This is a genomic window from Flavipsychrobacter stenotrophus, assembly GCF_002954265.1.
Classification (GTDB): Bacteria; Bacteroidota; Bacteroidia; order Chitinophagales; family Chitinophagaceae; genus Flavipsychrobacter; species Flavipsychrobacter stenotrophus.
Map to the genome: position 1 here is coordinate 490140 of NZ_PPSL01000003.1, position 25639 is coordinate 515778.

Genomic DNA, 25639 nt, shown 5'->3' on the forward strand with positions numbered 1-25639 from the left:
TAAATGCCCGAACCAAAGCCCGGGCATTTATAAATAATACACTTATTTTCTTAGTTCTGTCCTGCCTTGAATTTCTTCACAGCCTCAGTCAACTTTGGAACGATCTCCATTGCATCACCCAACACACCATAATCAGCAGCCTTAAAGAATGGCGCTTCAGGGTCTTTGTTGATCACAACTATGGTCTTAGATCCGTTAACACCGGCAAGATGTTGAATAGCACCAGATATACCTACTGCTATATACAGATTAGGGCGGATGGTACCACCTGTCTGACCTACGTGCTCACCATGCGGACGCCAGTGTGCATCGGCTACAGGGCGGCTACATGCTGTAGCTGCACCTAGTTCCTGCGCCAGAGCTTCCAGTACGTACCAGTTCTCAGGGCCCTTCAAACCACGACCACCAGATACTACCAGTTCAGCTTCAGACAATGGTACAGAACCACTAGCCTTGCTTACTTCCAATACCTTTACTGAGAAGTCGGCATCAGAAAGACCTGCTTCCATCTGCTCAACCGTTGCACTGCCTTCTCCCTTTACTACAGGGAAAGTGTTAGGCATAAGAGATATGACCTTAGTATCGCTGGTAACATTTACAAATGCAAATGCCTTACCAGAGAATACATTTTTCTTTACTGTAAAACCCTTAGACAGGTCGGGGTAGCCTACTGCACCGGCAACAAGACCAGCCTGCAGGCGGGCAGCTACACGTGGCATAACTGCCTTGCCTGTAGTGTCGTGAAGGCCGATAATAACCTTAGCGTTTTCTTTCTGTGCCGCGGCAACAACAACCTTAGCATAAGCCTTAGAGTTGAAATTATCCAGGCGGGCATCAGTAGTGTGCAATACTTTCTGCGCACCATAAGCACCCAGGGTCTGCATTTCGCTGTCAGGTACATTACCCATGGCTACGGCTGTAATATCGGTACCCATTTCTTTTGCTATATGCGCTGCATACAAAACTGCTTCCAGCGACTTCTTTTTAAAAACTCCTTGTGAATGTTCTACTAATACAACTATCATAAAAATTCAAAAATTAAAATTCAAAAATTAAAAACGGGTGCTCAGCGCATTGCCATTTCTTCATTCTTAATCGCGTTAGCATCAACCACATTGAGCCATTGAGCAATTAAGCCATTTTATTAAATAACCTTCGCTTCACTATGCAACAGCTTTACCAGCTCGTCCATATTGTCGGCAGAGATCATCTTTACACCGCTCTTGGCAGGTGGCATTTCGTAGCCTGTTATGCTGCTTACGGCAGCTACTGCGGCACCGGCAACCACTGTCAATGGTTTGGTACGTGCAGCCATAATGCCACGCATGTTAGGAATACGTGCTTCTGCTACACCCTTCTGGCAAGAGATCACCAGTGGTAGTTCGCATGCATCTGTTTCTTCGCCACCATCTATTTCGCGCTTCACAGTTACAGTAGTACCTGCCACGTCTATTTTAGATGCAAAACCCAGGAAGTTCATATCCAGCAGCTCGGCAACCATTGCGCCAACACTACCGTTGTTATAGTCTATCGATTCTTTACCGCACAATACCAGGTCATAATTATGAGCCTTTGCATAGTCGGCAATATTTGCAGCTATTGAGTAAGGATCATTGCTGTCTGCATCAATGCGGATAGCTTCATCACCACCAAGCGCCAGTGCTTTACGGATAACAGGTTCAGCATCGGCTTTACCCACAGTTACCAGGTGCACCGCAGTAGCAGGTCCGCTCTCTTTCAGTTCCAATGCCCTTACCAATGCATACCATTCGTCGTAAGGATTAATAATGAAGGTAACACCCTGTGTATTGAAGGTGGTGTTATTATCACTGAACGCTATTTTAGCCGTGGTATCGGGTACCTGGCTGATACAAACTAATATTTTCATTAAAATAAATTTGAACCTTATAAAATCGAGTGCGAAACTACGCAAAAAAGCGTAAATCAATATAAATAAACCACACTTTGACCATGGTTGAGCTAAATACTATTGGCTAAAACTATAGGTTGGCTTGCCTTACTCTGACTATTGTAGATTACGTAGCCAAGCAGCTATTTAATATATTTACACAGTGAAATCCAGACTAGTCGTTTTCCTGTTTGCATTTATAAGTATTTATATATTTTTCAACCGTGAGGAATGGAAGGGAAATATGTATGGCTATGATGTGGACGGATATTACATGTATCTGCCTGCTACTTTCCTTTATCACGATCTAGGAAAAATGGGTTTTCATAAGCAGGCAGAGGCCGATTTTGGGGTAAGCCCCGATACCTATTATGTTTTTGATCAACCACAGACAGGTAGAAGAACCAATATGTATGCCATTGGCACCTCATTATTCGAATTGCCCTGCTTCCTGATAGCCTGGGCATGGAGCGATAATGTGGCAGGGTATAATCCTGATGGATACAGTGTGCCGTTCCAAATAGCCGGGAGGCTAAGTAATATTTTATGGGTAATGCTTGGCTTGTTTGTGCTGCGGCGTTTTCTGAAAGTGTATTTTACAGACACGGTTACCGCTATAGTATTGGCTTGTATTGCCTTTGGCACCAACCTGTATACATACAGCACTTTTATTCCGGGTATGAGTCACCCTTACGTGTTCGTAATACTTAGCTGCATATTATATTACACACAGCGGTGGTATGCGCAGGGCAAACCTTCGCAATTATATATGCTGGGTGCACTGGCAGGCCTGGCTGTTATAACAAGGCCTATAGCCATAATCATATTCCTCATTACACTTTTGTGGGAAGTAAATAGCCTGGAATCGCTAAAACTCAGGTTAAGCTATCTGGCCAAACAAAGTAAACACATAGCCATAGCTATGATTTGCTTCCTTGCCGTGGCAATGATACAAATGAGCTACTGGAAGTACACCTCCGGCCACTGGATCTTCTTTTCTTATCAGAATGATGGCTTTAACTTCCTGAAACCGAAAATATGGGCAGGGTTATTCAGCTATCAAAAAGGCTGGTTTGTATATACCCCAATGGCGCTTTTGGGCATTGCCGGACTATTTTTCCTTTGGAAGAAGCAAAAGACATTGGCTTCCGCATTCATTTTATATTTTATTATTATCATTTACGTGGTATTTAGCTGGCGCAATTGGTGGTATGGTGGCGGCTTTAGTGCGCGGGGCATGGTAGAATCTTTGGCAGTGATGGCTCTACCGCTGGGAGCGCTAGCAGAGCGTGTACTATCTTTAAAAAAGAAAGTGCTTACCGGGGCTATGCTGGTTGTGTTCAGTTGCCTGATCACGCTGAATATGTTCCAGTCCTACCAATACGGCCTGTTTATTCTTCACGCCGATCGCATGTCTAAAGCATTTTATTGGAAGATATTCGGAAAAACGAAGATCGATAATGCCCAGGTGGATAAATACCTGATGCCCGAACACAACCTGAACGAAGAAATTAAGGAGCGTTTTGACAGGAAGTGAGGGGTTTCCAGAACACCTTTGCGCCCTCAAAAAAAGACATCTTTGCGTCTCTTCGCGCATAATCTTCGCGTCCTTTGCGTGAATCATCATTAAACAAAAAAATATTTTTAGTTTTTTGTAACTTTTTCTTTCAACCGCCGATTTATATACGAATGAACGTTAGAGAGTACAATACATGCGTACAGGAATGGTCAGATGCCCTTTTTCGGTTTGCCTGCAAATGCACCGGAAATGCAGATGATGCGCATGATGTGGTACAAAACAGTTTTGAAGTTCTTTGGCAGAAAAAAGAAGACATACAGGAAGGAAAAGCAAAACCTTTTTTATTCCAGGTGGCTTACAGGCAGTCGATAGATAATTACAGGAAAAAGTCGCGAATTTCCTATGTCGATGCACCGGAAGAAAGCTATACCCAATCTAACCCCGACCTGAAGAGGGTGTTGGAAAGGGCATTGGCTCAGCTCGATGATCAGGCCCGGGCACTGGTGCTGCTGAAAGACTACGAAGGATACCGCTATGAAGAAATAGCGCAAATAACTGACCTCTCCGAATCACAGGTGAAAGTGTACCTGCACCGCGCACGCAAAACACTAAAAGATTATTTGGTAAGTGTAGAACACGTGATATAATATGATAACGCTGGAAAACTACGAGGAATACATGATGATGCACGCCGACGGCGAGTTGCAACCGCACGAAGAAGTGGCATTGCAGGCATTCCTCAACGACAACCCCACGCTTAAAGCCGAGATGGCCCTCTACGAGACCGTACGCCTTACACCCGATCATTCCCTGGTGTATAAGCAGAAGGAATCGCTGATGAAGCCACTGGCCGAAAAGAAAGTAATTGCTCTGCCGCGTTTCAGGACGTATGCAGTAGCCGCAGGTGTGGCAGCCCTCATAGTTTGCACAGTGTTCGCATTGCGCCAGGGTAATAGTAGTAATCAGGACTTACCACCTGTAGCTACCAACACACCGGTTGACAGCATAAAGCCAACGATCACAAACAATCCTAAAGAACAGCTGGTAAACAATACAACACCGACATCTGTAAATGATGCGCCGGCACAGGTACAAACACCTAAGCAGGAAAAAGCAATTAAGACATTACCAATAGATAACACTACAGGAGTAGCAAAAGTAAAGCAAGTACAGAAGCACAATGACAACGAAGGTCTTGCCGTAACAACAAGAACACAGCAGACCATGTATAGTGTGCCGGTCAGCAAGTTCAATGAATTGCCGGTAGAAAAAACACAACCAGCAGCAGTCGCCACGGTAAATGTTCCCGGTTATGAACTGCCTCAAATAGAAAACGAAGAAAAGCGCTCCTGGATAGACAGGCTACCACTCGAAGAGAGCAAAAAGAAGAGCCTTTCCAACGTAGCCCTGGCAGTTGCCAATAAGTGTGAGCAGATAAGTGAGTTTAAAGAGAATGTCACTGAGAACATCAGCAAGAAGCATCTGTCACTAAGAGTAGAACACAAAAATTTGATCGTATCATTTTAACCAACACTAACAACAACAAGTTATGAAATATACATTCAGCACCATTATAGCTACCACCGCATTATTACTGGCCGGCAACACCTTTGCGCAAACCACTACTACCGTAAAAACCGAGGTGACCACTACAGATACAGCAGGTAAAAAGAAGTTACACCGTAATGCCATCACCATATCTAACGACGGCATATACATGGGTAGTAACGATAGCACATGGAAGAAGAAGAAAGCAGCTAGGCGTTTCTTCAGTACCATCTCTGTAAATCTGGGTGCCAATTTTTTACAGGACAATACCAACTATAACGACCCCAGCGTGATCAATTATCTGTCTAATGTGCCGGGCGCAAAGAAGAATGCACAGTTGTTCAATCTTAACCAGGCTAAGTCTATAAATTTCAATGTATACTGGCTGCGTGCGTTTAAAGCAATAGATCACAAGGCGCAGAAACTCACTATATCATCGGGTTTGGGATTACAGATATATAACTTCCGCTACGACAATAACATCAGCTATACCAAGACCCCGTCTATTATACAAGACACAATATCATTCACTAAGAACAAGCTGGCTATTGATTATCTGAATGTGCCTTTGACCTTCACCTTTAGAACAAGGATACACAAGTCTGAAAGTGGCAAAAAAAGTACATGGTTAGTATATGGCGCAGGCATCACCGCAGGCTACAGGATCTCGGCCTGGACCAAACAAAAATCTGATGCACGTGGTAAGGTAAAGATGCACGATGATTTCGGATTGAACGATTTCAACAGCTGCCTTACTGCTGAAATAGGTATAGATGATGTTATCCGTTTCTATGGCTCTTACCAGCTTACCTCCATCTACAAAAACAACAACATAGACCAACACCCAATATCAATAGGTATAAAACTTATCGGTATCTGATCAGCCCCCATCATCTCTTCACCATTTTATTGCCCGTTCGCAACTGTGAACGGGCTTTTTTGTTGATAGGCATATCCGCGTTTACCTCTTCACCATCAATTCTGTATTCTCAATCTTCATCATCAGGTAGGGTTGGCTGATACCAGTCTTACGGAGAATGACTACAAATGGTTTATCGAACCAGAGTAATTTTGAAAGGTCGGGTCTTCTAATGTTAATGTCTGGCATTGAATCGGTGGACACTGTTACTTCAGATTCTACCTTGGCTCCGTGTTCATCGAGCACAAAAGCTGTGCGCTGAGTAGCGGATAAGAGCGTGTTCGTTTTTTTTGAATGGTGTAATAAAGTACCGGCAAAGTCGGTATAATCCTTTTCAAGATTGAAGCGGAGCACAGGGATAACAACCTGGTCGATAGGGTTAAGCCTGTATTTGTCCTCTTTCATTTTACTCTTCTGCTCGGCTGCGCCAACCTTTATCAGTTTATCTGTCTCGGCGAGCAGTCCCGCTAGAGTCCGTTCATTGGTCAGCCCCTTCGCCAAAATAACTTCCTGTGCCTGATCTTTAGGTGTGATCTTAATTATAAAATGGTCATTGGTGCGGTAGTATAATATGGCAATCTGCGCTGCTATCTTTTCGTTGTAATGCAGCATGCCAAATGCTTTTATAGGATAGCCATAGAATGCAAAGGGCTGCCCCTTATCAACGGTGTCCATTGTTTCAATGAATGGGAGAGCCTTTTTAAAATAGGCGGAGAGTTGCACAGCCCCGTCATCTGCATTTACCTTTGTCTCGTATTCGCCTGGTGTAAGTGCACTTTTGAATAAGGTTGTTGTGTCTGCTTCCTGTAGCATTTTATCTGCTTTCTCCATTGTGAACGTTCCACCCAATGCCTGTCTCAATTCATTCCAGGCAAACAGGAAGACCGGTGTATAGATCACATTGCCGGTTGAAGGTGCGTCGTTGTTAAGTGAGGGTACAAAAAAGGTATTGCTGAGACTGCCAATTGGTATTACCTTGGGAAACTCTGCATCTTCATTATTATTGATTCGTCCGCAACCAGATATGGCGACTATAGTAACTAGTAGGGCTGAGGAAAGTATGGGGCGCATGTGTCTAGAATAATGCAGTAAACACTTTTTAGTTTTCACTTTTTACTTTTAAGTTAACTTCCCCTACTTATACACCTTCTCCATCCTCTTTATCGCACCTTTCACACTCGTTGCCTGTTGTTTGTTCTCATTTACATCCATCGACTGCTTGGCCAGTATGGTGCCCAGTTCCAGCTTCTTTCTTATCTCCTCTACATTACTCATATAGCCCACTATCACCAGCTGGCGCTTGTAGAGTTTTTCAAGGCTATAGAATAATTTCTTATTGCCCTTTATATAAGCTGTTGTTTCCAGCATCTCTTTGCAGTTAGAGTCTATGCGCTCTATATAAGTGTTCACTACATCGGCATACTTGTCTGTGATCGCGGTGTCAGATGTGTTCCATTTGGCATACTTCTCTATATCGCTGATGTTCTTCTTATAGGCGTCCAGCTGCATGGCCTTTACCTTCTGGCGCTCCTCGCTGCGTATCACTATAGTATCATAGTAGGTAACGTAATACTTGTGCAGTGTATCTGCTACTTTGTACTTTTCTGTTTTGTACAGCGAGCTCCATTTGATCACCTCGTCGTCGTAATTGTCGTGCATCTGCAGGCGGGCTTTGGCTTCACCCATCAGGAAGGAGTCGGACAGGACGAGACAAGTGGCCAATGAGTCAAGCCTTAGCTTATTCATTTCTTTGTAATTATTGATCACTAGTGCGCGCTGCTCCAGGTCTTTATCTAAAGAATCAATTCTTTTTTCCCTGGCCGATATAGAATCAGAGATGGCAAGCATCTCAGGCGACTTAGCCGATTTCTGTGTTTTGGCAGGCTCCAGATTATTTATCTTTTTAGGATTCAGCCCGCGTTTGCGCTGCTGTGTTTGGTTATATTTCTTGACTACCTTATTGGCTTTGGTCACTGCATTGCGCTGGTACTTGTTGCTCTGTGCGGCCAACTTCTTATCGTCGGTCTTTATTTGCATCATGTACTGCTTTGCATCAATGTTCTTTGTCCTGTTCTTCTTCTTCAGAATGTTGTACTGGTCGGGGAAAAACTTCTTCTGCTCCTTTATATGCGCCTCTGCTATCTTCAATGCCTTCTCAGCGTCTTTCCACATTTCCTGTCCTTTCTCCGGGTCTTTCTCTTTCAGTACACGCGCCACATCAGCATCTACCCTCGCTGTTTGTTTCAATGCCAGTGCTACAGGAAAGCGCTCATTAAATGTATACGCACGGTCGCTCGATTCATACTTTACTGAATCTTCATCAAGCGTACTTATGCGCATCAGTTCACTGCTGTTTTGTCTTGTTTCGCTGATCTTATTAAAGGCAAGAATGGCGCTGTCTCCTGCTTCGAAAACGGACAGCGGCATGGCTGTGTCTGTGAGCTGCCAATATGGATCTGCGGGTAAATGCTTTAGTCTGAATGTTTCAGGGTCTTGCATGAAATACTGAGGATCATACTTGAACTCAAATTTCAGTTTCTTGGCGTAGGTAACCTTTTTAAAGGTCACCTTGTTGATGATCTTCCGCATAACGGTGGGCGCCTGTACCAAGTGTCCTGCTCCCCACGTAGGGTCAACCAACTGCCACTGTGCGCTCACCAATACCGCACTCCACAGGTGTCGGGGTATGGTTAGCTGATCACCATTGTCAAATATCCAGTCTTTGGCGTAGCCATCTACATTTACTGCTTTCAGACCTACCTCATTGCACATAGCGGTAAACACTTTGGCATAACCATCGCACACAGCAATATGCGTTTTCATCACAGTTTCTATCTTATCCGGCTTTATCTTGCCCGACTGCACTTTTTTTACATCATATTTTATAGTATGAGTTATCCAGTTGTATATGGCATTGGCTTTAAGCTGATCGCCCTGCAGGCCATCGCATAGGGCATGAGCTACCGATTTATAATCTTTGCCACCGCGTGCCATGGAAACGCCCACAACGGTGTCCACCTTTATCTGGCCAAATAGAGTGACGGGCAATAAGAACAATAGTGATAATAGAAGTGTGCGCATAGAAAAGTGTTACTAACGGAAAAAACCGGATAAATGTAGTCACTTTTAGTTACTAATACATCGCTATATCTGCTAATTGAAAAGGCGCATACAGGGTATTTGCCTGCATGCGCCTTTCAGTTTTTGTATATCCCCCGGAAAAATCACCCCGGAGTGAAACATGTTATGGTTTTTCTTCGGTCGCCTTTTCTGCGGTTTTTGCATCATCGGGCGTTTTTTCAAGGTCTTTATCCAGTGCATAAAGTGCATCAGATTTGGCATTTTCGCCACCGGCTATCTTTATCTTGTCCATCAGGGTCTGCGCCAGTGTTTCCTCTTCCAGCTGTTCTTTTACAAACCACTGCATAAAGTTGAAAGTAGCCCAGTCTCTTTCTTCATGTGCCAGGTTTACTATGTTGTACACCGCATTGGTATTATCAACCTCATGCTGAAACACTTTTTCGAAACAGTTGTTGATACTTGAAGGGTCGGAAGGAGGTGCCGGAATAGCAGTCACTATCACTTTTGCCCCGCGCTCCAGTATGTATTCCAGGAACTTCATCATATGGTTGCGCTCTTCATGTGCATGCCTGAACAAGAAGTTGGCCACACCCGCATAGCCTTGGTCATCGGCCCATGCTGCGTACGATAAGTAGATCTGCGCAGCATGTGCTTCTTTGGTCATCTGGTCATTCAGTGCTTTGGCAAGCGTCTTGGAAAGTCTGTTGGTATTCATGGTCTAACTGTTTTAAAGTGAAGTGTGTAACTAACAATATAAAAACCCTGCCAAAGGAAGGGCGGATAATTGCGGTAGGGGCTGGGCTCGCCCTGCCCTGCGTAACACTATAGCGTAACCTGGCTAAAAATCCTTGCTTATAGCACCGCTCTCCGCTCTTTCGCTCATGCTCTCTTTTTCTATTATCTTTACAGCAGCTAATTGCATAACCATGTCTAAAAAAACATCTTCACGCCCCGATGGCCTGGCCTATTCAACCAACAAGGATTTCTTCAACGATTTTCCGGCCGATGGACCTGTAGATACCCTGCCCAAGGAAAAACAAAAACTAAGGGTAACACTCGATACCAAGCAACGCGCCGGCAAAGTGGTAACAATGGTAGATTGTTTTGTAGGCTCTGAGGAAGATATGGAGGCCCTTGGCAAGCAGCTGAAAACCAAGTGCGGTGCCGGCGGCAGCATAAAAGATGGGTACATAATTATACAAGGCGACTACAAGGTAAAAGTGCTTACATGGCTTAAGGAATGGGGGTATGTTTTAACCAAATGATAAACCTGAATTTTATAATATTTAATTAGTTTTGAGCAAATGAAGCTGGCTGATCTGGACATAAATAAGGTTTACACCTACGCAGACTACTATAAGTGGAAGTTTGAAGAACGCATAGAACTGATAAAGGGGCGCATTTTTAAAATGAGCCCTGCACCTACATCTGCCCACCAGGTCATTTCAAGAGAGGTTTCAGGCCTGCTATGGCAGTTTTTGAAAGGTAAGCCATGCCAGTTTTTTAGTGCCCCGTTCGATGTACGTATCCCTCGCAGATCCAGGGAGGATAAAGACATTATTACAGTTGTTCAACCCGATATCTGCGTTATCTGCGAACCTACGAAAATTGACAAGAAGGGCTGTATAGGCGCACCCGATATTGTTATGGAGATTCTGTCACCATCTAATAGTGAAAAGGAGCTGAAATTAAAGTACGAAGTTTATCAGGAGGCAGGAGTAAGGGAATATTGGGTGATCTTTCCAACAGAAAAAACTTTGATGATCTATACACTCAGCGATGGCAAGTTCGCCGCTTCCCGCTTTTATGTTACCGGAGATCGTGTATCCTCAGGCGTATTGGAAGGCTTTTCATTTGATGTGAACGAAATTTTTGTTGGATATGAAAGTGAATAAGACTGGTCAAAATGCCAACAAACCTTAAATCGTACTACAAATTTGTAACAACCTATAAATATGGATATTATTGAGCTGAGAAGGAAACTTCATGAATATGTTGATCTCGCCGATGAAGAGCATTTGATGGCTATTTTTTTATTGATAGAAAGTGATTTGAAGGCAATTCATCAAAGACGGGAAAATAATAGCACGTCTCAAGTTGAGAATGTTCCAGGCTAGAGGTGGCAACTAAAAGTAGTTAGGTATACTTCATAATTTGTTTTTCGGCGCTAATTCTCATTGAAAATCCCATTTTCAATAACCAAATGATAAACGTATTTTTGCGGCTCATTGCTACTACATCATGTTAGAAGATATACAGATATTAAATGAAAAAGAGACCCGCGGAGGGTTCGGAGAAGGTATTTTAGAGGCGGGTCGCCGCAACCCTAATGTGGTTGCACTCACCGCCGATCTTGCAGGCTCACTGAAGCTGAATGCCTTTATCAAGGAATTTCCTGATCGTTTTATACAGTGTGGTATAGCCGAAGCCAACATGATAGGCGTTGCAGCCGGATTGACCATTGGCGGTAAGATCCCGTACACCACTACGTTTGCTAATTTCTCTACTTCGCGTGTTTACGACCAGATCCGTCAGTCGGTAGCCTATAGCGATAAGAATGTAAAAATATGTGCTTCTCACGCGGGTCTTACCCTGGGTGAAGATGGCGCTACTCACCAGGTGCTGGAAGATATAGGCATGATGAAGATGCTGCCGGGTATGGCAGTTGTTGTTCCCTGCGATTTCAACCAGACAAAGGCAGCTACTATAGCTATTGCTGAGTATCATGGCCCTGTTTATCTGCGTTTTGGTCGCCCCAAGTGGCCAAACTTTACTGCCGAAGACCAGGTATTTGAACTGGGTAAGGCACAGGTACTGGCTGAAGGTACTGATGTTAGCATCATTGCCTGCGGACACATGGTGTGGCGCTCGGTAGAGGCGGCTAAGATATTGGCAGCAAAGGGTATTTCTGTTGATCTCATCAACATGCACACCATCAAGCCGCTTGATGAAGCTGCTATCATTAAGTCATTGACCAAAACAGGTTGCGTGGTTACCGCTGAAGAACACCAGATTAACGGGGGACTGGGTGACAGCGTTGCCAATGTAGCGTCACGCAATTGCGCTGTGCCGCATGAGTATGTAGCGGTAATGGACACATTCGGCGAAAGCGGAACACCTAATCAACTGTTGGATAAATATGGTTTGACAACTGCTCACATTGTTGCAGCTGCTGAAAAAGCCATAAGCCGCAAAAATGGTTAATAAAGAAACGCCGTGGCATGTTTTTGAAAGAGGGATAATTTGCCATTAAAGTAGAATCTATGAATATGACCGCCTTCTTTATTGTTTTGGGTATTGTGCTGGCTATAGCTGCAATACTGAGTATTGTAGTGAAGTTAAACCGCAAGCCCAAGGCCATAGCGCCGGTAGAGATCTCGAAAAAGGCGTTCAACATAATCATGAATTATGTAACGTCATTTGTAAATACTTATGCGGGTAAAGATTACATATTTCTGAGCATTACTATAGAGAATAAAACGGATACTGATCTTGATGATGTAGTGATTGAAACAATACCTGCATTGCCTATTATTACAGATATACGATACAGGGCAATTTCAGAGAAATGGAATGTTGATAGTCAGGATCCTGTTTTCTCCGACAGCCTTCTTTCGCGAGTGGCAAGTATAGAGCCGGGTGCAATGGTGACAGGGTATATAGTTGTTGAAACCAAGAATGCACATTGCAATATAGATACCATTTCTATAAGCGCCGGAGACCAGGTGCAGGAGATCCCGATCCGCAAGGATAGGGTGACCTTCAAGCGCAATATGCGGAGGTAGTGTTCTAAGCCAAATAACTTAATTTTGAAACCGGCTGCTAATAGCCGGTTTTTTTATGAGATCCATTTATCTGCTGATGCCTGTATTGCTGCCCGTTTTCCTTTTGCAGTCGTGTAAAGATGAACAAAAGAAAGACGAGGCAACTGCAACACCACCGGTAGCACAGGTAAAAACACCAACCTTTGAAGCCGATAGCGCATACAATGCGGTGGCTACGCAGGTTGCATTCGGGCCGCGCACGCCCGGCTCTGAGGCGCAGAAAAAATGTGCCGCATGGATGGAGCAACAACTCAAGCAGGTATGCGATACTGTTTATATACAGAACGTAAAAGTAACAGGCGGCGACAAGAAAGAACTGCCCTGCATCAACCTCATTGGCAGCATCAACCCCAAAGCACAAAGACGCATACTCTTCCTTACCCACTGGGATAGCCGCCCGTGGGCCGACCAGGATACAAAAGATAAAGACAAAGCTGTGCTTGCTGCAGACGATGGTGGCAGCGGGGTAGGGGTGCTGATAGAAGTAGCCAGGCAAGTGAAGAAAATGGGGCTTTCTCCCGACCTGGGCATAGACATATTATTGACAGATGTAGAAGATTACGGCAAAGACGTATGGGGAGAAGATTCTTACTGCCTGGGCACTCAATACTGGTGCAGAAACCCGCATGTAGCAGGCTATAAGGCTGAATTTGGCATACTGCTGGATATGGTAGGCGCACGTGGCGCGCAGTTCCTGCTGGAGGGTGTGTCGCGCCAGTATGCCGATGGTGTGCAGCAGATGGTATGGCAGGCTGCCGGCCATGCAGGGTTCTCATCCTACTTCCCCTATACAGAAGGCCCGGCAATCGTAGATGATCATGATCCTGTAAACAAGATAACAGGCATCAAAACCATTGACATCATCAACCTCAGCCAGAATCCGCAATCACCCTTTCCCGCGCACTGGCACACCCACAACGATAATATGCAGATCATAGACAAAAACACCCTTAAGGCCGTAGGGCAAACTTTGCTACAGGTAATCTATGAGAGTGCGGGGAATAAGGCGATGTGATTCATTTCGTTATCACAAGAGTTATCACTCGATTCTTAACCTCACCAAAACCGCTGGTCTCAAGCAGAAGACCATAATTTCCAGGTTCGTATTTACTTATATCCAATTTCCCGGTTTTATGGTAATCATAGGATATACAGTCTTGTTTTCCTGCAATACCCGTGATGCAGGCGGACTTAATATATGTATATCCGTCCTCTCCCCGTGTTTCAATAAAAAGGTACTTGTCTTTTAATGCACTTAGCGCTATTATACGAATATCGCCTATATTATAAGGAGATAAATGACTTATACGCTCAAAACAATAAATTTTGTAGATCGTTGTGTCGGACGTCAGCAGTTGAATTGTGTCTTCACCGGTGTAAGTCGCCGCTCGCGCGTGATACCGTAGCAGCCACGATGCGGTATCTCCCTTTTTCATACGAACCGGCATAGATACTGCGTTGTGGCTACGGTCAAAAATATCGACTGCCTTGCTTATTACCCATTATCTCTATGTCGTCCGTCGCCCGCAAAGTAACCATCTCATCCCAAACCGTATCTGACATGAAATTGCCCTCATGGTCAAATTCAGCGTTAGATATGTGAAGTTTTGATTCGGGATAGTAGACCACATCACATGGGCATCCATTATATGGCCATTTTGCAAATGGGCGTCCGCCTCTATATGAGATCGTCCATTTTTTTCCATTGCCCAAAGTGTCGATATATGTAAGTGAGGTTAGATTACCGGCACTATCATAATCCTTTACAATTTTGCATATGCCATCACTATAGTCCTCTTCCTGTACCTTCTTGCCTGCTATGTTGTATCCCAACCACATACCATTGCGCACCGACATTTTACCATCTTTGCGATCATAATCTTGTCGCCATGTAGTAGTATTGAAGGCAGCGATACTGACAATTTTGTAGTTGCCTGTATTCCGGTATACGATGGCAAAGGAATCAATGTGCTCCCAATGCCCATACTTCTGCCCCTTCTCATTCACCTTGTTTTGAGCAAAGCAGAATGAAGAACAAAATAAAAGAATTAGAACGATTATTCTCATGGCAGGCATTATAAAAACAATAGGCAAGCGATATCGCTTGCCTAAGTTACTATTTCTATTGATTATCTTTTATTCATTCACCGCAGTCAATGCTTCCCATATCCTATCCTTCAATTCACCAATACCCTGATTAGTTAATGATGAGATGAAAACGGGTTCTACATCTTCAGGTAGTGAGTTGATGATGCCTTCTTTTAGCTCATCATCCAGCATTTCGCTTTTGCTGATGGCCAGTATCATTTCCTTGTCCAGCAGCTCGGGGTTGTACTCTTCCAGCTCATTCATCAGCACCTCATACTCACGTGCATGATCATCGCTATCGGCAGGTATCAGCAACAACAACACAGCATTACGCTCTATATGGCGCAAGAAACGATGTCCAAGACCTTTACCTTCAGCAGCACCTTCTATGATACCCGGAAGATCTGCCATGCAGAACGAACGGTTATCCTTATAGGCTACAATACCCAGTTGCGGTACAAGTGTGGTAAATGCGTAATTGGCTATTTTAGGTTTGGCTGCGCTCACTACAGATAGCAGGGTAGACTTACCGGCATTAGGGAAGCCTACCAGACCTACGTCTGCCAGTATCTTCAATTCCAGTACCTTGTTGCCTTCTATTCCTTGCTCGCCTGGTTGTGCGTAGTCAGGTGCCTGGTTGGTAGAGGTGGCGAAGTTGTAGTTACCTAAGCCGCCACGGCCTCCCGGTATCCACACTATCTCCTGTCCGTCTTCCAGTATCTCTGCTTCTGTTTCTCCGGTTTCCTCATCTATGGCTATAGTGCCCAGTGGTACTTCCAGTATTATATCTTCTCCGTCGGCACCGGTACACTTGTTCTTTATACCGTTCACACCATCTTTGGCTATAACGTTCTTAAAGTAACGCATGTGCAGTAGTGTCCACAACTGCGAGTTGCCCCGCAATATGATGTGGCCACCACGGCCGCCATTACCCCCATCGGGACCAGCCATAGGATTGAACTTGGTGCGTGCAAAATGCGCGCTACCCGCACCACCCTTACCAGAATGAACGAATATACGTATATGGTCTACAAAATTTCCTCTCTCCACTATGCTCCGGGTAGTATGTACTTGTTAATATTCTTAGCCAACAGCTTGAACGTTTCGTCTACAGGGTGGTTGCCCATTACTGTTTCCAATTTGCCGTAAGCATCGTAATAACTGGCTACAGGTTCTGTCTTGCTCCTGTATTCCTTTATACGCTTGGTAATTACCTCTTCATTATCATCGCTTCTGCCCGATGTGAGACCGCGGCCTACAAGGCGCTTTATCAACTCGGTTTCGCTTACATCCAGTGCCAAAACCAGATCTATCTTAGTGTTCTTGAACTCCAGCAATTTGTCCAATGCTTCAGCCTGTGCACGTGTACGTGGAAAACCATCGAATACAAATCCGCGGGCATCAGGTGTTTCATCTATTTTGCTGCTGATCATACCTATCACTACCTCATCCGGAACAAGAATGCCCTGATCCATATATTTCTGAGCTTCAACGCCAAGTGGGGTATGACGGGCTACTTCATCGCGCAAAAGATCTCCTGTAGAGATGTGCTGCAACTGGTAGGTTTTTACAATATTTTCAGACTGGGTGCCCTTACCGCTTCCCGGAGGGCCAAATAACACTAGGTTAAACATGAATAATCGTAATTGATATACCGCGCAAAAATAGCTATTAGTTATGAACTTAAATATTTTGTTGCCACAATAGCTATACCTATTTATCAATAAATATGAAAAATGTGAGATAAATTAACATTTGAAGGGCTAGGAAGTCTGGCTAACGCAACAAGGTATTGGGATATTTACAATGGATTATTCGCAGCACCGCCAAAGATTGTCATGGTGAGGTTCTCGAATCCATGGCAATCTTTGGCTCTCGGGGTGTACCTCTTTGAGATTTACTACCCGCTTTCGTATTCGAACCTATTGTTTTAGTTTAACGTAAACTAATTCATCAGAAAAAGTACTGCCCCTTTTCTATCAGCACCGCAGCTATCCTTCTGCGGGCATCCTTTGTGTTATAATTATCTGCTTTGGTAAAACGTTTTATACCCATCAACATCATGCGCTGTTCATCCCCTTCGGCAAAACCATTGATGGCGGCCTTGCCTGCGTGGTTAATGCGGTCTGCGGCATCATACAGGAAGGTGTGCGCTATATCCATAGCCACATCTGCCAGGTCGTTTCCGTCCTGTTTCATCTTCATCGCCCTTAGCAACACACTCTCTGCCTGAAAGGTATCTATGGCCATATCGGCCAGGTTCATCAATATCTCTTGTTCGTGTTCCAGCTGCATCATCAGCTTTTGTGCGGCACCACCGGCACACATGAGTATGGCCTTTTTAAAATTGGCTACTACTTTTTGTTCAGCAGCAAAAGGTGTATCGTCTGCACTGAAGTCGGGTATGCTCATCATCTCTTTCTGCACATCCATGGCGGCACCCATTATGTTGATACGGCCCTTCATGGCGCGCTTCAGGTACATGTCCAGTATCAGCAATCTGTTGATCTCATTCGTGCCTTCAAAGATCCGGTTAATGCGGGCATCGCGGTAGGCGCGACTAATGTTATATTCATCGCTAAAGCCATTACCCCCATGTATCTGCACCCCTTCATCTACTACATAATCCAGCGCTTCAGATCCCAGTACTTTCAGTATGGCGCACTCAATTGCATACTCCTCAGCGGCGCCTAGCAGGGCATTGTCGTGCTTACCGTCTGCTGCCAGTGCATTCTCCTTATCGTCTATCCATTTGGCAGTGCGGTACATAGCGCTATCAGCGGCAAACAGCTTGATCACCATCTCAGCCAGCTTGTGCTGTATAGCCCCGAAGTTGGCTATGGGTTGCTTAAACTGTTCCCGCGTCTTAGCATATGCCACTGTTGTTTTTACCGCAAGCTTTGCTCCTCCTGATGTTGCTGCGCACAGCTTCAACCTGCCTATGTTCAGAATGTTGAAGGCTATAACGTGGCCCTTGCCAATTTCACCCAATAAATTCTCTTTTGGTATAACACAGTTCTCAAAAAATAACTGACGGGTGCTACTGCCTTTTATGCCCATCTTATGCTCCTCTTCGCCGTAAGATAAACCGGGTGTGCCCCGCTCTACAATAAAGGCTGTAAACTGCACCCCGTCTATCTTTGCGAATACGGTAAACACATCAGCAAAGCCGGCGTTAGTGATCCATATCTTTTGTCCGTTCAGCACATAGCTGTTACCATCTGCACTTAACACAGCAGTGGTCTTAGCGCCCAGCGCGTCCGATCCTGATCCTGGCTCCGTAAGTGCATAGGCTCCCTTCATTTCGCCGGTGGCCAGCTTAGGCATGTATTGCTGCTTCTGTGCTTCAGTGCCAAAGTAGAGAATAGGCAGCGAGCCAATGCCATTGTGCGCCGTCATTGCTACAATGAATGAATGCCCACCACCCAGCTGCTCTGTAATAAGTGTGGATGTGATGAAGTCTTCGCCAAGTCCGCCGTATGCTTCGGGAAACCCTGCCCCCAGCAAGCCCAGACTTCCTGCTTTATCAAGCAGTTCCTGCATGAGCCCTTCTTTCTTGTCGTCTATTTCATTAAGGTGGGGCAATACATCCTTTTCAAGAAACTCGGTGCACATGGCAGCTATCATAAGCTGCTCCTCATTAAAGTCCTCCGGAGTAAAAGTATTTTCGGGTGTTGATGATTGTATAAGGAAGCCGCCGCCTTGTATAGAAGCCATTGTAGAAGCCATGTGTATGTGTTTCTATAAAGCTAGTAAAAAACAGGGTGATTGAGTTGTTAAATTGCGGTAACAGTTGTTGATCAGATCACAAGTACTGTGTCTGTAACAAGGTCATTCAATGCTCTGCGTTCATTGTTAGAATGTATGGCCAGAAAGGAGATCCAGCCAAGTATCATGCCTAATCCAAAACGGGTGAATGAATTAAGTAGTGATATTTTCTGATCTACTGTTAGCGATACTACTGTGATACCTGTTATCCTTTGGCCTATGGTTCTGCACAGGAAACTCACCATCAATGGTTCATAAGAAAGTGCCATAAGTATAGCAGATATTTTAAGCGGCCAATTATCATTATCTACTTCAGATGCCAAATAAAGTAACACCGCCATTATTGCATAGGTGATGATTCTGTCTATAAAATTTGCCTGACATCTTCTCAGCAAGCTAGGGAAGTTGGTAGTATGTTCGTTGAGTACATTTTTATCCATCCTCTGCCGTTTTAATTCAACTTCAAGTTAAATTAAAAATCAGACAAATAATAATTTTTAAATAATTAATTATAAAATATAAAATAAATAACTAATTGATTGATAGTGCCTACTTGATCTTCTTCAAGTACTCAATGGCGTTCTTATCGCCATATTTTGCGGCTTCATTCAGCATTTCTTTTCCCTTTTTCTTGTCTTGCAGTCCTCCTGTGCCGGTGTAAAGTATTTGCCCCAGTGCACCTGCCGCATACTTACTCCCTTGCCTGTAGGCCGAATAATACCATTCTATTGCCGCGGGTGTATTCTGGTCCACTCCCATGCCCTTATCAAGCATGCTGGCTACAAATTCCTGCCCTCTGGTATCGCCGTTTTTTGCCGATAGAAGAAACCAGCTGTAGGCCTCTTTGTAATCTTGCGGCACGCCTATGCCCACATAATATGTTCTGCCCAACACATTGGCTGCGCGTATGTCATTGTTCAGTGCCGCTTTCTTCAGCCACTGTATACCTTTTGCAGAGTCCTGCTGTACGCCAACTGGTTCAAAATAAGCCCAAGCCAGCAGTTCTATTGCAGCATTATTCTTTTTGTCGGCTGCAGCTTCCAGCAGTTGCAGTCCTTTCAATGTGTCTTTCTCCACGCCACGGCCCAGCATGTATAAGCGGCCCATGTATTCCATTCCATCAGAGTTTCCTTTTTCACACAGCTTGTTGAAAATAGCTACAGCACGCGGCACATCGGGCATCACTCCTTTGCCATCCATGTATAGCCATCCAATGTTGTAATCGGCCATTTCATATCCGGCTGCAGATGCTTGTTGAAAAAGGGTCATCGCCCTGGTGTAATCCAGCATTGGCCCCTTGCCGCTTGAGTACATATACCCCAGTGCGCATAGTGCGCGGGCATCGTTACTTTTAGCTGCTTGCTCGTACCACTTTAATGCTTCATCATGGTCTTTTGCTGTCCCTATTCCATCCAGGTACATATGCCCAACATCTACCATTGCCGAAATGTTGCCTTGCTGCGCTGAGAGCAGATACCACTTAAACGCTTCCTGTAGATTTTTCTCAATCCCCAGCCCTTCTTTGTAGTAATGCCCCATACTATCCTGCGCAGCAGCATTACCCTTCAGCGCCAATTGCCTGTAGTGCTCCACAGATTGTGCAGAAGCAGAGAGGTAAAGCAGGCTTGATAAAAAGGCAAGTACAATACGCATAAGACTATTATTTTGTTACTACAGGCTTTGGTGACCGGTGAGGTAAGAAGCCCGGGATACGGCCAGGGTAGCAGGTTACGCCAAGCGTAAACATCTGCTCACGCCATTTACTGTTAAGGTCTGTGGCAGGTGCGTCATCGGCCTGGCTGAAGTTAAATCCTATATTAGCTTCATAGGCGCCGTAGCCTACGCAGCCCTTAAGGCCAAGTTGCAGATAGTTGTGTGCATTGTTGGTGGTAGCCACCATACAGCCCACATCTCCACGGGCGGTAAATGTAAATTTAGACTTAGAGTTGAACCTGTAAAAGATCATAGGCGTAGCGCGTAGAAAGCTATAATCTACCGGTACACGTTCGTTCGTATTCAGCGTCTTGTCCATGTTATACTGCAGGTAGTCCAGCGATAAGCCAAATCCAAACGGACGTTTATTGTTCATACGCGATCTTAGCCCACCACCAACATAAAAACCATTGCCCGTATAGCTGAGTGAAGAGTAACCGTAAGACAGATTGTTGGAAACGATCCATAGTTCATGAACGTACCCTACCTGTGCAAAACCCTCCAGCAATTTCTCTTTCGGAGCAGATGGTGCGGGCGTGGTTGTAGCCACATTTTGCGCGGTAGCCAGTAGCGGCAATAATGATAGTAGCAGCAGGATTTTTTTCATAAGTAATAATAAAATTATGCAAAATCTCTTTAGGAACACAGCATAAAAAAGCCACCTCATTACAGGTGGCTTTTTTAAGTTTTTCTTTCGGCTAATTAATATTCATCCTCATTAAAGAAGAAGTCTTCTTGTGTAGGATAGTCGGGCCATATATCTTCAATGCCTTCGTATATTTCACCTTCGTCATCCAGTTCCTGCAGGTTCTCTACCACTTCAAGCGGCGCACCCGAGCGGATGGCGTAATCAATTAGCTCATCCTTAGTTGCAGGCCATGGTGCATCTTCAAGGTGCGATGCTAGTTCAAGTGTCCAAAACATATTGTGATTATTTTATAAATTTCTTAATTTCTCGCAAATGTAGTTTTTTTTCAAAAAAACAAAACCTATTTTTTAAAATGATAACTACATCTAATGATTTCTTATTGTTTGCCGGCACAAATAAAACTATTTGTAAAGGTTTAACCATTATTGTGCAATTTTACGTTTTAAACATTATAGTGCTGTTATTATGCTTATTGTTAACAATGTCATTAAAAACTATGCCGCGTTTACTGTCGTAAATGATGTGTCGTTTACTGTTCAGAAAGGTGATATTGTATCTATTGTGGGGCCATCGGGTGCGGGTAAGAGCACTTTATTGCACATAATGGGGGCATTAGATAAGCCCGATAGTGGTAGTGTGCTCATAGATGGGACGGATATTTTTAAACTACCGGGCAGAAAGCAGGCGGCGTTTCGCAATAAGCATCTGGGGTTTGTGTTCCAGTTTCACCACCTGTTGCCTGAGTTCAGCGCCATAGAAAATGTGTGTATGCCCCTGTGGATAGGTAATGCAGGAAAAAAGGAAGCCACAATGCAAGCCACTGAAATGCTGGAGCGTGTAGGCTTGGGTGGCAGGCTCAATAATAAGCCGTCAGAGTTATCGGGCGGGGAACAACAGCGCGTTGCTATTGCCCGTGCATTGGTTACACGCCCTTCGGTAGTAATGGCCGATGAACCTACCGGTAACCTGGATAGTGCTAACGCACAGGCAGTGCATGAACTGTTTCTGCAACTGCGCAAAGACCTGGGTCAGACATTTATAATGGTCACCCACAATGATGCACTGGCACAGATGACCGACCGCATACTAACTATGCGTGATGGCAAAATAGTACAGGACGACAAGAAATAAGATCTCTGATCACGAGATCATTGTTGGTGGCCGGTTGGCGCTTAATACTAAAATTCCATGAACAGAATATACAGATTACTGATATTGATAACCTTGACCCTCCCGTCGTTCGCACATGCACAGGAGGCAAAGGAAACCATGCTGAAGAAGGGTAAGGAACACATACCCGGCTATACCATAAAACTACGGCACAGCAGAAGCCTTACTGCAGCCACCCTAAAAGAGACTATGCAGGAAGCCGGCCTGAAAAAGGCGAAACACAAAAAGGGATTTTATACCTATAAAGGCGTTGTGCTAATGGCCATAAGCAGTAGTAAGCAAGATTATTACTATAAAGTAACCGGCAACAAGAGGAAGACCACAGTACACTTTGCTGTATCTAAGGGGTATGACAATTATGTAACCAGCGCCAACGACAGCCACCTGTCAATGTCCATCAGTGGTTTTCTTACTGAGCTCAACAACAAAGTAGGCGTAAAAGAACAACTCAACCAAAAACAGACTGAGCTGGACGAAATAGAAAAAGAAAAAGCCAGAAAGCAGGCCGAAATTGACAAGCTGCAAAAGCAAACCAGGTAATAACTACCCACCTACCCGCGCGCAGGTGGGCCTCCAATGCTACCTGCCTATGTAGTCATCAAGCTCGTTACCACTTAATGAATTGGAAAAGCCTTCTTTTACTGTGTTGTAGGCGCCTTTATCGTACACATGAGCATAGGCAAACTTTGCGAATTCTAATCTTGAATCTTCAAACTTAAAAGCGCCCAAAGTTATCTTTACTTGTTTCGACGTAAAGCAATCGCGTTGCACCGCAGCTTTGGCATCAGCCAATCTATCACTGTCAAACTTCTTGTTTTTCAGTGCACCGTAAAACTCGTAAAACGATCTGTCGGCCATAGGCGATGAGCAGCCTCGCCCTCCCGATGATGACGCCCTGCTGGTGACCACAGTATTTCCACCGCCGGTATTACCGCCATTTATATTAATGATGGTCACGTTGGTTACATCAGAGTATTGTTGTGGTATCTCTTCATAAGAATCGAACACTATCTTTTTACCCGTCACCATGTGATGTTCAATAAACCCAGTTCTCAGGTATAATGTCTGCTCCATGGTCGACTTATCCTCAAATTCAAGCTTTACCTTCACAATATCCATAGGAAAGCAACAAAGGGTAATGGTGCTCATTGGTTTTGCGTTCTGCAATTCGCCATTGGTGTAGACCTTAAATTTTTTACCCTCAGTGCTATATAGTAATATGCCGCATGGTTGCGCATGAAGGGCAGAGCCTGCCGAACAAATAAGAAAAAGGGCAAATAGTAGTTTTCTAAGCATGTCAGTGGTTTTTTTGACAAAGTATAACAATTTATATGCCAAAACATCCCATATCCTATTTTCACCGGCAAAGAAAAAACGATCGATAAAAATATTTTCCTTTTTCAAAAAAACCATTACATTTGCAATCCGTTTGGCGCAAGCCGACAGGTCCTATAGCTCAGCTGGTTAGAGCACCTGACTCATAATCAGGGGGTCCTTGGTTCAAACCCGAGTGGGACCACAAGAGAAGGGAAGCAGTTACATTTACTTGTAGCTGCTTTTTTGCTTTTATGCTGTACTTGCTAATAACTATACTTTAAGTAAAGGCAAGAGCCATTTATAATTTTGCAAAGAATGCAGAAACTGGTCATTAATCGTAAACGTGAATATTGTTATCGGATTTGTCATATCCGAAACCTTACTCATGTACTTGTTAATGGTTTGTGTACTAAGCATCACCCCAAAGCAGACCCTAATTTCATCTCCATTGGCAATCCGGGAATAATTAGCGTGCGCGATGATCGCGCGGTACTTATTAATGACTATGGTAACATTGGTGAGTATGTTCCATTTTATTTCACACCGCTATCTATTATGCAATACAATATCGTAACAGGGTATTGGGATCCTCCCGTTGCTAAAATTCACCCTGAGGATTTATTGATAATTCAGTGTAAGATCAGTGATCTTGTAGAAGTTGGGCGCTTTTTTTTTACTGATGGGCAGGCTAATTCTGCAGTTACAAAGCATTATACAGACTTGAATATGCTCAAGGAGATAGATTGGGATTGTATTCAGCAGCAAAACTTCAGTAAGTCAGGCGATGATTACGATCGTCCACGAAGATATCAAGCGGAGTTTCTTGTTCATAATCATGTGCCTGTAACCTCAATTAACGCCTTATTTGTATATAATGAAAAAGCAGCTACTTTTGTTAGAAAGGAAATGGTAAATACGGGCAATAACACGCTTAAAGTTAATATTGAAAACCGTTTATATTTTCCTCAATAACTGCTTATATGTTACATTTCGTTACAGGTGATCTATTACAATCCACAGCTCAGGCGCTGGTAAATACGGTAAACACTGTAGGTGTAATGGGTAAGGGTATTGCGTTACAGTTTAAAGAGAACTTTCCTGCAAACAATATGGCATATGTTGAAGCATGTAAGCAAAAGTTACTAGTTCCGGGCCAGCTTTTGCTTGTTAGTGATAAAAGCATTCATTACGGGGTCAAAAGCATAATAAATTTCCCAACAAAAGTACATTGGAAAAGTCCGTCTAAGTATGAGTACATAGAAGATGGTCTGCTTGCTTTGCGTAAATTAATTCTTGAAAAAGGAATACAGAGCATCGCAATACCGCCGTTAGGATGTGGTAATGGAGGACTTGACTGGGATAAAGTTAAGCCGATGATCAGCGACCATTTAGGTGACCTTGATATTGAAATACAAGTGTACGAGCCAAATGCGCACATCAAACAAATATTACAATCACAAGATGTAAAAAAAGAGAGCAGACTTACACCGGCTCGCGCCCAATTACTTTACATGCTTTATGCGTATGAAAGTCTGGGTGAGTATAGCAGCCTTTTTGCAGCTAATAAGCTAGCCTATTTTCTTCAAAGAATGGGGCAGCCGCTTAAGTTGAACTTTCATGCACATCATTATGGCCCCTATGCTCTTGGAGTAGAGAAGGTGCTGTATTCACTCAATGGAATATACTTACGTGGAATTGAGCAAGGTCAGGCAAAAGCGTTCGAACCACTTTATCTGAACTACGGAAAATGCGAGGAAGTAAAAGAGTATATTCAAAAAGAAATCAGCATTGCAGACAAGGGTCGATTGGATAAACTGTTGTACTTGCTAACTGGCTTTACTTCAGATTTATCGCTGGAAATATTGGCTTCTGTTGATTTTATTTTACAAGACCATCCTGACTTTACACTACAAGAAATTTCAAATGCCATAAGCCAATGGAATGATCGCAAGAAAAAGCTATTCAAACATGAATATGTTGAGATAGCATACAATCATCTGCTGCAAAATAAGTATCTGTTCACCTCATAATCAGGGAGGCCTTGGTTCAAACCCGAGTGGGACCACAGGTTAGAAATTAAAGAGTTGTACAGTCGTACAGCTCTTTTTTTATGCCCCATATTTTACCTGCCCCA

29 protein-coding genes and 1 tRNA gene are annotated in these 25639 nt (G+C 44.0%); 15 read left to right on the forward strand and 15 right to left on the reverse strand.

Translation table 11 applies throughout. From position 1 onward, the window contains the following. Window positions 1-50 precede the first annotated feature (50 nt). Both CJD36_RS12010 and CJD36_RS12015 read right to left on the reverse strand, forming a co-directional pair. A complete protein-coding gene (locus CJD36_RS12010; RefSeq protein WP_105039418.1) occupies window positions 51-1025 on the reverse strand; it encodes an electron transfer flavoprotein subunit alpha/FixB family protein in 975 nt (324 codons plus the stop codon). A 119-nt stretch (window positions 1026-1144) separates the two neighbouring features. Next, window positions 1145-1888 carry an electron transfer flavoprotein subunit beta/FixA family protein gene (locus CJD36_RS12015; protein WP_105039419.1) on the reverse strand — a complete coding sequence of 248 codons (744 nt, stop codon included), beginning with the start codon at window positions 1886-1888 and terminating at the stop codon, window positions 1145-1147. Window positions 1889-2072: 184 nt separating this feature from the next. On the opposite strand from CJD36_RS12015, the gene CJD36_RS12020 reads away from it, so the two are divergent. The 4 genes from CJD36_RS12020 to CJD36_RS12035 all read left to right on the forward strand — a co-directional run bounded on the left by CJD36_RS12020 (window position 2073) and on the right by CJD36_RS12035 (window position 5856). Then, a complete protein-coding gene (locus CJD36_RS12020; protein WP_133162619.1) occupies window positions 2073-3446 on the forward strand; it encodes a hypothetical protein in 1374 nt (457 codons plus the stop codon). Between the two features lie 152 nt (window positions 3447-3598). Further along, window positions 3599-4075: an RNA polymerase sigma factor gene (locus tag CJD36_RS12025; RefSeq protein WP_105039421.1), complete on the forward strand. Its 477-nt coding sequence runs from the start codon at window positions 3599-3601 to the stop codon at window positions 4073-4075. Between the two features lies 1 nt (window position 4076). After that, entirely contained in the window at window positions 4077-4955 is an 879-nt protein-coding gene (locus CJD36_RS12030) for a hypothetical protein (protein ID WP_105039422.1), read from the forward strand. A gap of 22 nt (window positions 4956-4977) precedes the next feature. Then, the gene (locus CJD36_RS12035; RefSeq protein ID WP_105039423.1) at window positions 4978-5856 is read left to right on the forward strand and encodes a hypothetical protein; all 879 of its coding nucleotides are present in this window, start codon (window positions 4978-4980) and stop codon (window positions 5854-5856) included. 81 nt (window positions 5857-5937) lie between these two features. Here CJD36_RS12035 and CJD36_RS12040 read toward each other — a convergent pair whose 3' ends face one another. From CJD36_RS12040 to CJD36_RS12050, 3 genes are all read right to left on the reverse strand, one after another. Next, a complete protein-coding gene (locus CJD36_RS12040) occupies window positions 5938-6966 on the reverse strand; it encodes a hypothetical protein (protein ID WP_105039424.1) in 1029 nt (342 codons plus the stop codon). Window positions 6967-7029: 63 nt separating this feature from the next. Continuing rightward, window positions 7030-8976: a transglutaminase domain-containing protein gene (locus CJD36_RS12045; protein WP_105039425.1), complete on the reverse strand. Its 1947-nt coding sequence runs from the start codon at window positions 8974-8976 to the stop codon at window positions 7030-7032. Window positions 8977-9139: 163 nt separating this feature from the next. After that, window positions 9140-9691: a ferritin gene (locus CJD36_RS12050; protein ID WP_105039426.1), complete on the reverse strand. Its 552-nt coding sequence runs from the start codon at window positions 9689-9691 to the stop codon at window positions 9140-9142. Between the two features lie 211 nt (window positions 9692-9902). On the opposite strand from CJD36_RS12050, the gene CJD36_RS12055 reads away from it, so the two are divergent. From CJD36_RS12055 to CJD36_RS12075, 6 genes are all read left to right on the forward strand, one after another. Next, a complete protein-coding gene (locus tag CJD36_RS12055) occupies window positions 9903-10241 on the forward strand; it encodes a translation initiation factor (RefSeq protein ID WP_105039427.1) in 339 nt (112 codons plus the stop codon). 39 nt (window positions 10242-10280) lie between these two features. Continuing rightward, window positions 10281-10871, forward strand: coding sequence for a Uma2 family endonuclease (locus CJD36_RS12060; protein WP_105039428.1), 591 nt, complete (start codon window positions 10281-10283; stop codon window positions 10869-10871). 60 nt (window positions 10872-10931) lie between these two features. Beyond that, a complete protein-coding gene (locus CJD36_RS23255) occupies window positions 10932-11093 on the forward strand; it encodes a hypothetical protein (RefSeq protein ID WP_161499292.1) in 162 nt (53 codons plus the stop codon). Window positions 11094-11217: 124 nt separating this feature from the next. Further along, complete coding sequence (locus CJD36_RS12065; RefSeq protein WP_205685601.1) at window positions 11218-12180, forward strand: transketolase family protein; 963 nt, start codon at window positions 11218-11220, stop codon at window positions 12178-12180. Between the two features lie 65 nt (window positions 12181-12245). Continuing rightward, on the forward strand, window positions 12246-12761 hold the full coding sequence (locus CJD36_RS12070) for a hypothetical protein (protein ID WP_145959413.1): 516 nt from the start codon (window positions 12246-12248) through the stop codon (window positions 12759-12761). 55 nt (window positions 12762-12816) lie between these two features. Next, on the forward strand, window positions 12817-13815 hold the full coding sequence (locus CJD36_RS12075; RefSeq protein ID WP_105039431.1) for a M28 family peptidase: 999 nt from the start codon (window positions 12817-12819) through the stop codon (window positions 13813-13815). A 1-nt stretch (window position 13816) separates the two neighbouring features. On the opposite strand, the gene CJD36_RS23090 is transcribed toward CJD36_RS12075, so the two are convergent. The 9 genes from CJD36_RS23090 to CJD36_RS12120 form a co-directional block, all read right to left on the reverse strand. After that, complete coding sequence (locus tag CJD36_RS23090; RefSeq protein ID WP_145959414.1) at window positions 13817-14236, reverse strand: hypothetical protein; 420 nt, start codon at window positions 14234-14236, stop codon at window positions 13817-13819. Between the two features lie 34 nt (window positions 14237-14270). Continuing rightward, window positions 14271-14867 (reverse strand): hypothetical protein, encoded by a 597-nt coding sequence (locus CJD36_RS12085; protein WP_133162620.1) that lies wholly within the window; start codon window positions 14865-14867, stop codon window positions 14271-14273. A gap of 69 nt (window positions 14868-14936) precedes the next feature. Then, the gene (gene obgE, locus CJD36_RS12090; RefSeq protein ID WP_105039434.1) at window positions 14937-15938 is read right to left on the reverse strand and encodes a GTPase ObgE; all 1002 of its coding nucleotides are present in this window, start codon (window positions 15936-15938) and stop codon (window positions 14937-14939) included. Beyond that, complete coding sequence (locus CJD36_RS12095) at window positions 15938-16522, reverse strand: adenylate kinase (RefSeq protein WP_105039435.1); 585 nt, start codon at window positions 16520-16522, stop codon at window positions 15938-15940. The genes obgE and CJD36_RS12095 overlap by 1 nt, the downstream gene beginning before the upstream one ends. A gap of 319 nt (window positions 16523-16841) precedes the next feature. Beyond that, window positions 16842-18617 carry an acyl-CoA dehydrogenase family protein gene (locus CJD36_RS12100; RefSeq protein ID WP_105039436.1) on the reverse strand — a complete coding sequence of 592 codons (1776 nt, stop codon included), beginning with the start codon at window positions 18615-18617 and terminating at the stop codon, window positions 16842-16844. A 71-nt stretch (window positions 18618-18688) separates the two neighbouring features. Continuing rightward, the gene (locus CJD36_RS12105) at window positions 18689-19096 is read right to left on the reverse strand and encodes an RDD family protein (protein ID WP_105039437.1); all 408 of its coding nucleotides are present in this window, start codon (window positions 19094-19096) and stop codon (window positions 18689-18691) included. A gap of 109 nt (window positions 19097-19205) precedes the next feature. Continuing rightward, on the reverse strand, window positions 19206-20309 hold the full coding sequence (locus tag CJD36_RS12110) for a tetratricopeptide repeat protein (RefSeq protein ID WP_105039438.1): 1104 nt from the start codon (window positions 20307-20309) through the stop codon (window positions 19206-19208). Window positions 20310-20316: 7 nt separating this feature from the next. Then, window positions 20317-20976: a hypothetical protein gene (locus CJD36_RS12115; protein ID WP_105039439.1), complete on the reverse strand. Its 660-nt coding sequence runs from the start codon at window positions 20974-20976 to the stop codon at window positions 20317-20319. Window positions 20977-21071: 95 nt separating this feature from the next. Continuing rightward, entirely contained in the window at window positions 21072-21293 is a 222-nt protein-coding gene (locus tag CJD36_RS12120) for a DUF2795 domain-containing protein (RefSeq protein WP_086100095.1), read from the reverse strand. 190 nt (window positions 21294-21483) lie between these two features. Here CJD36_RS12120 and CJD36_RS12125 point away from each other — a divergent pair, with 190 nt between their 5' ends. Further along, entirely contained in the window at window positions 21484-22149 is a 666-nt protein-coding gene (locus tag CJD36_RS12125) for an ABC transporter ATP-binding protein (RefSeq protein WP_105039440.1), read from the forward strand. Between the two features lie 57 nt (window positions 22150-22206). After that, complete coding sequence (locus tag CJD36_RS12130; protein ID WP_105039441.1) at window positions 22207-22728, forward strand: hypothetical protein; 522 nt, start codon at window positions 22207-22209, stop codon at window positions 22726-22728. A gap of 39 nt (window positions 22729-22767) precedes the next feature. Here CJD36_RS12130 and CJD36_RS12135 read toward each other — a convergent pair whose 3' ends face one another. Continuing rightward, on the reverse strand, window positions 22768-23484 hold the full coding sequence (locus CJD36_RS12135; RefSeq protein WP_161499293.1) for a DUF4476 domain-containing protein: 717 nt from the start codon (window positions 23482-23484) through the stop codon (window positions 22768-22770). 149 nt (window positions 23485-23633) lie between these two features. Here CJD36_RS12135 and CJD36_RS12140 point away from each other — a divergent pair. The 3 genes from CJD36_RS12140 to darG all read left to right on the forward strand — a co-directional run bounded on the left by CJD36_RS12140 (window position 23634) and on the right by darG (window position 25535). Further along, window positions 23634-23707: transfer RNA gene (locus CJD36_RS12140), tRNA-Ile, on the forward strand. Window positions 23708-23820: 113 nt separating this feature from the next. Continuing rightward, a complete protein-coding gene (gene darT, locus CJD36_RS12145; RefSeq protein WP_105039443.1) occupies window positions 23821-24477 on the forward strand; it encodes a type II toxin-antitoxin system toxin DNA ADP-ribosyl transferase DarT in 657 nt (218 codons plus the stop codon). Window positions 24478-24485: 8 nt separating this feature from the next. Next, window positions 24486-25535, forward strand: a complete 1050-nt coding sequence (gene darG / locus CJD36_RS12150; RefSeq protein ID WP_105039444.1) for a type II toxin-antitoxin system antitoxin DNA ADP-ribosyl glycohydrolase DarG — start codon at window positions 24486-24488, stop codon at window positions 25533-25535. The last annotated feature ends 104 nt before the right edge of the window (window positions 25536-25639 follow it).

Bases quoted from the DNA above. Each gene is read 5' to 3' on its own strand.
- CJD36_RS12075 (WP_105039431.1), top strand. From the start codon at position 12,817: ATGAGATCCATTTATCTGCTGATGCCTGTATTGCTGCCCGTTTTCCTT.
- CJD36_RS12055 (WP_105039427.1), top strand. From the start codon at position 9,903: ATGTCTAAAAAAACATCTTCACGCCCCGATGGCCTGGCCTATTCAACC.
- CJD36_RS12095 (WP_105039435.1), bottom strand. From the start codon at position 16,522: ATGTTTAACCTAGTGTTATTTGGCCCTCCGGGAAGCGGTAAGGGCACC.
- CJD36_RS12100 (WP_105039436.1), bottom strand. From the start codon at position 18,617: ATGGCTTCTACAATGGCTTCTATACAAGGCGGCGGCTTCCTTATACAA.
- CJD36_RS12115 (WP_105039439.1), bottom strand. From the start codon at position 20,976: ATGAAAAAAATCCTGCTGCTACTATCATTATTGCCGCTACTGGCTACC.
- CJD36_RS12120 (WP_086100095.1), bottom strand. From the start codon at position 21,293: ATGTTTTGGACACTTGAACTAGCATCGCACCTTGAAGATGCACCATGG.
- CJD36_RS12070 (WP_145959413.1), top strand. From the start codon at position 12,246: ATGACCGCCTTCTTTATTGTTTTGGGTATTGTGCTGGCTATAGCTGCA.
- CJD36_RS12135 (WP_161499293.1), bottom strand. From the start codon at position 23,484: ATGCTTAGAAAACTACTATTTGCCCTTTTTCTTATTTGTTCGGCAGGC.
- CJD36_RS12035 (WP_105039423.1), top strand. From the start codon at position 4,978: ATGAAATATACATTCAGCACCATTATAGCTACCACCGCATTATTACTG.
- darT (WP_105039443.1), top strand. From the start codon at position 23,821: ATGCAGAAACTGGTCATTAATCGTAAACGTGAATATTGTTATCGGATT.
- CJD36_RS12025 (WP_105039421.1), top strand. From the start codon at position 3,599: ATGAACGTTAGAGAGTACAATACATGCGTACAGGAATGGTCAGATGCC.
- CJD36_RS12105 (WP_105039437.1), bottom strand. From the start codon at position 19,096: ATGGATAAAAATGTACTCAACGAACATACTACCAACTTCCCTAGCTTG.
- CJD36_RS12040 (WP_105039424.1), bottom strand. From the start codon at position 6,966: ATGCGCCCCATACTTTCCTCAGCCCTACTAGTTACTATAGTCGCCATA.
- CJD36_RS12015 (WP_105039419.1), bottom strand. From the start codon at position 1,888: ATGAAAATATTAGTTTGTATCAGCCAGGTACCCGATACCACGGCTAAA.
- CJD36_RS12065 (WP_205685601.1), top strand. From the start codon at position 11,218: ATGTTAGAAGATATACAGATATTAAATGAAAAAGAGACCCGCGGAGGG.
- CJD36_RS12050 (WP_105039426.1), bottom strand. From the start codon at position 9,691: ATGAATACCAACAGACTTTCCAAGACGCTTGCCAAAGCACTGAATGAC.
- CJD36_RS12085 (WP_133162620.1), bottom strand. From the start codon at position 14,867: ATGAGAATAATCGTTCTAATTCTTTTATTTTGTTCTTCATTCTGCTTT.
- CJD36_RS12130 (WP_105039441.1), top strand. From the start codon at position 22,207: ATGAACAGAATATACAGATTACTGATATTGATAACCTTGACCCTCCCG.
- CJD36_RS12125 (WP_105039440.1), top strand. From the start codon at position 21,484: ATGCTTATTGTTAACAATGTCATTAAAAACTATGCCGCGTTTACTGTC.
- CJD36_RS12110 (WP_105039438.1), bottom strand. From the start codon at position 20,309: ATGCGTATTGTACTTGCCTTTTTATCAAGCCTGCTTTACCTCTCTGCT.
- CJD36_RS12010 (WP_105039418.1), bottom strand. From the start codon at position 1,025: ATGATAGTTGTATTAGTAGAACATTCACAAGGAGTTTTTAAAAAGAAG.
- darG (WP_105039444.1), top strand. From the start codon at position 24,486: ATGTTACATTTCGTTACAGGTGATCTATTACAATCCACAGCTCAGGCG.
- CJD36_RS12045 (WP_105039425.1), bottom strand. From the start codon at position 8,976: ATGCGCACACTTCTATTATCACTATTGTTCTTATTGCCCGTCACTCTA.
- CJD36_RS23090 (WP_145959414.1), bottom strand. From the start codon at position 14,236: ATGAAAAAGGGAGATACCGCATCGTGGCTGCTACGGTATCACGCGCGA.
- CJD36_RS23255 (WP_161499292.1), top strand. From the start codon at position 10,932: ATGGATATTATTGAGCTGAGAAGGAAACTTCATGAATATGTTGATCTC.
- CJD36_RS12060 (WP_105039428.1), top strand. From the start codon at position 10,281: ATGAAGCTGGCTGATCTGGACATAAATAAGGTTTACACCTACGCAGAC.
- CJD36_RS12030 (WP_105039422.1), top strand. From the start codon at position 4,077: ATGATAACGCTGGAAAACTACGAGGAATACATGATGATGCACGCCGAC.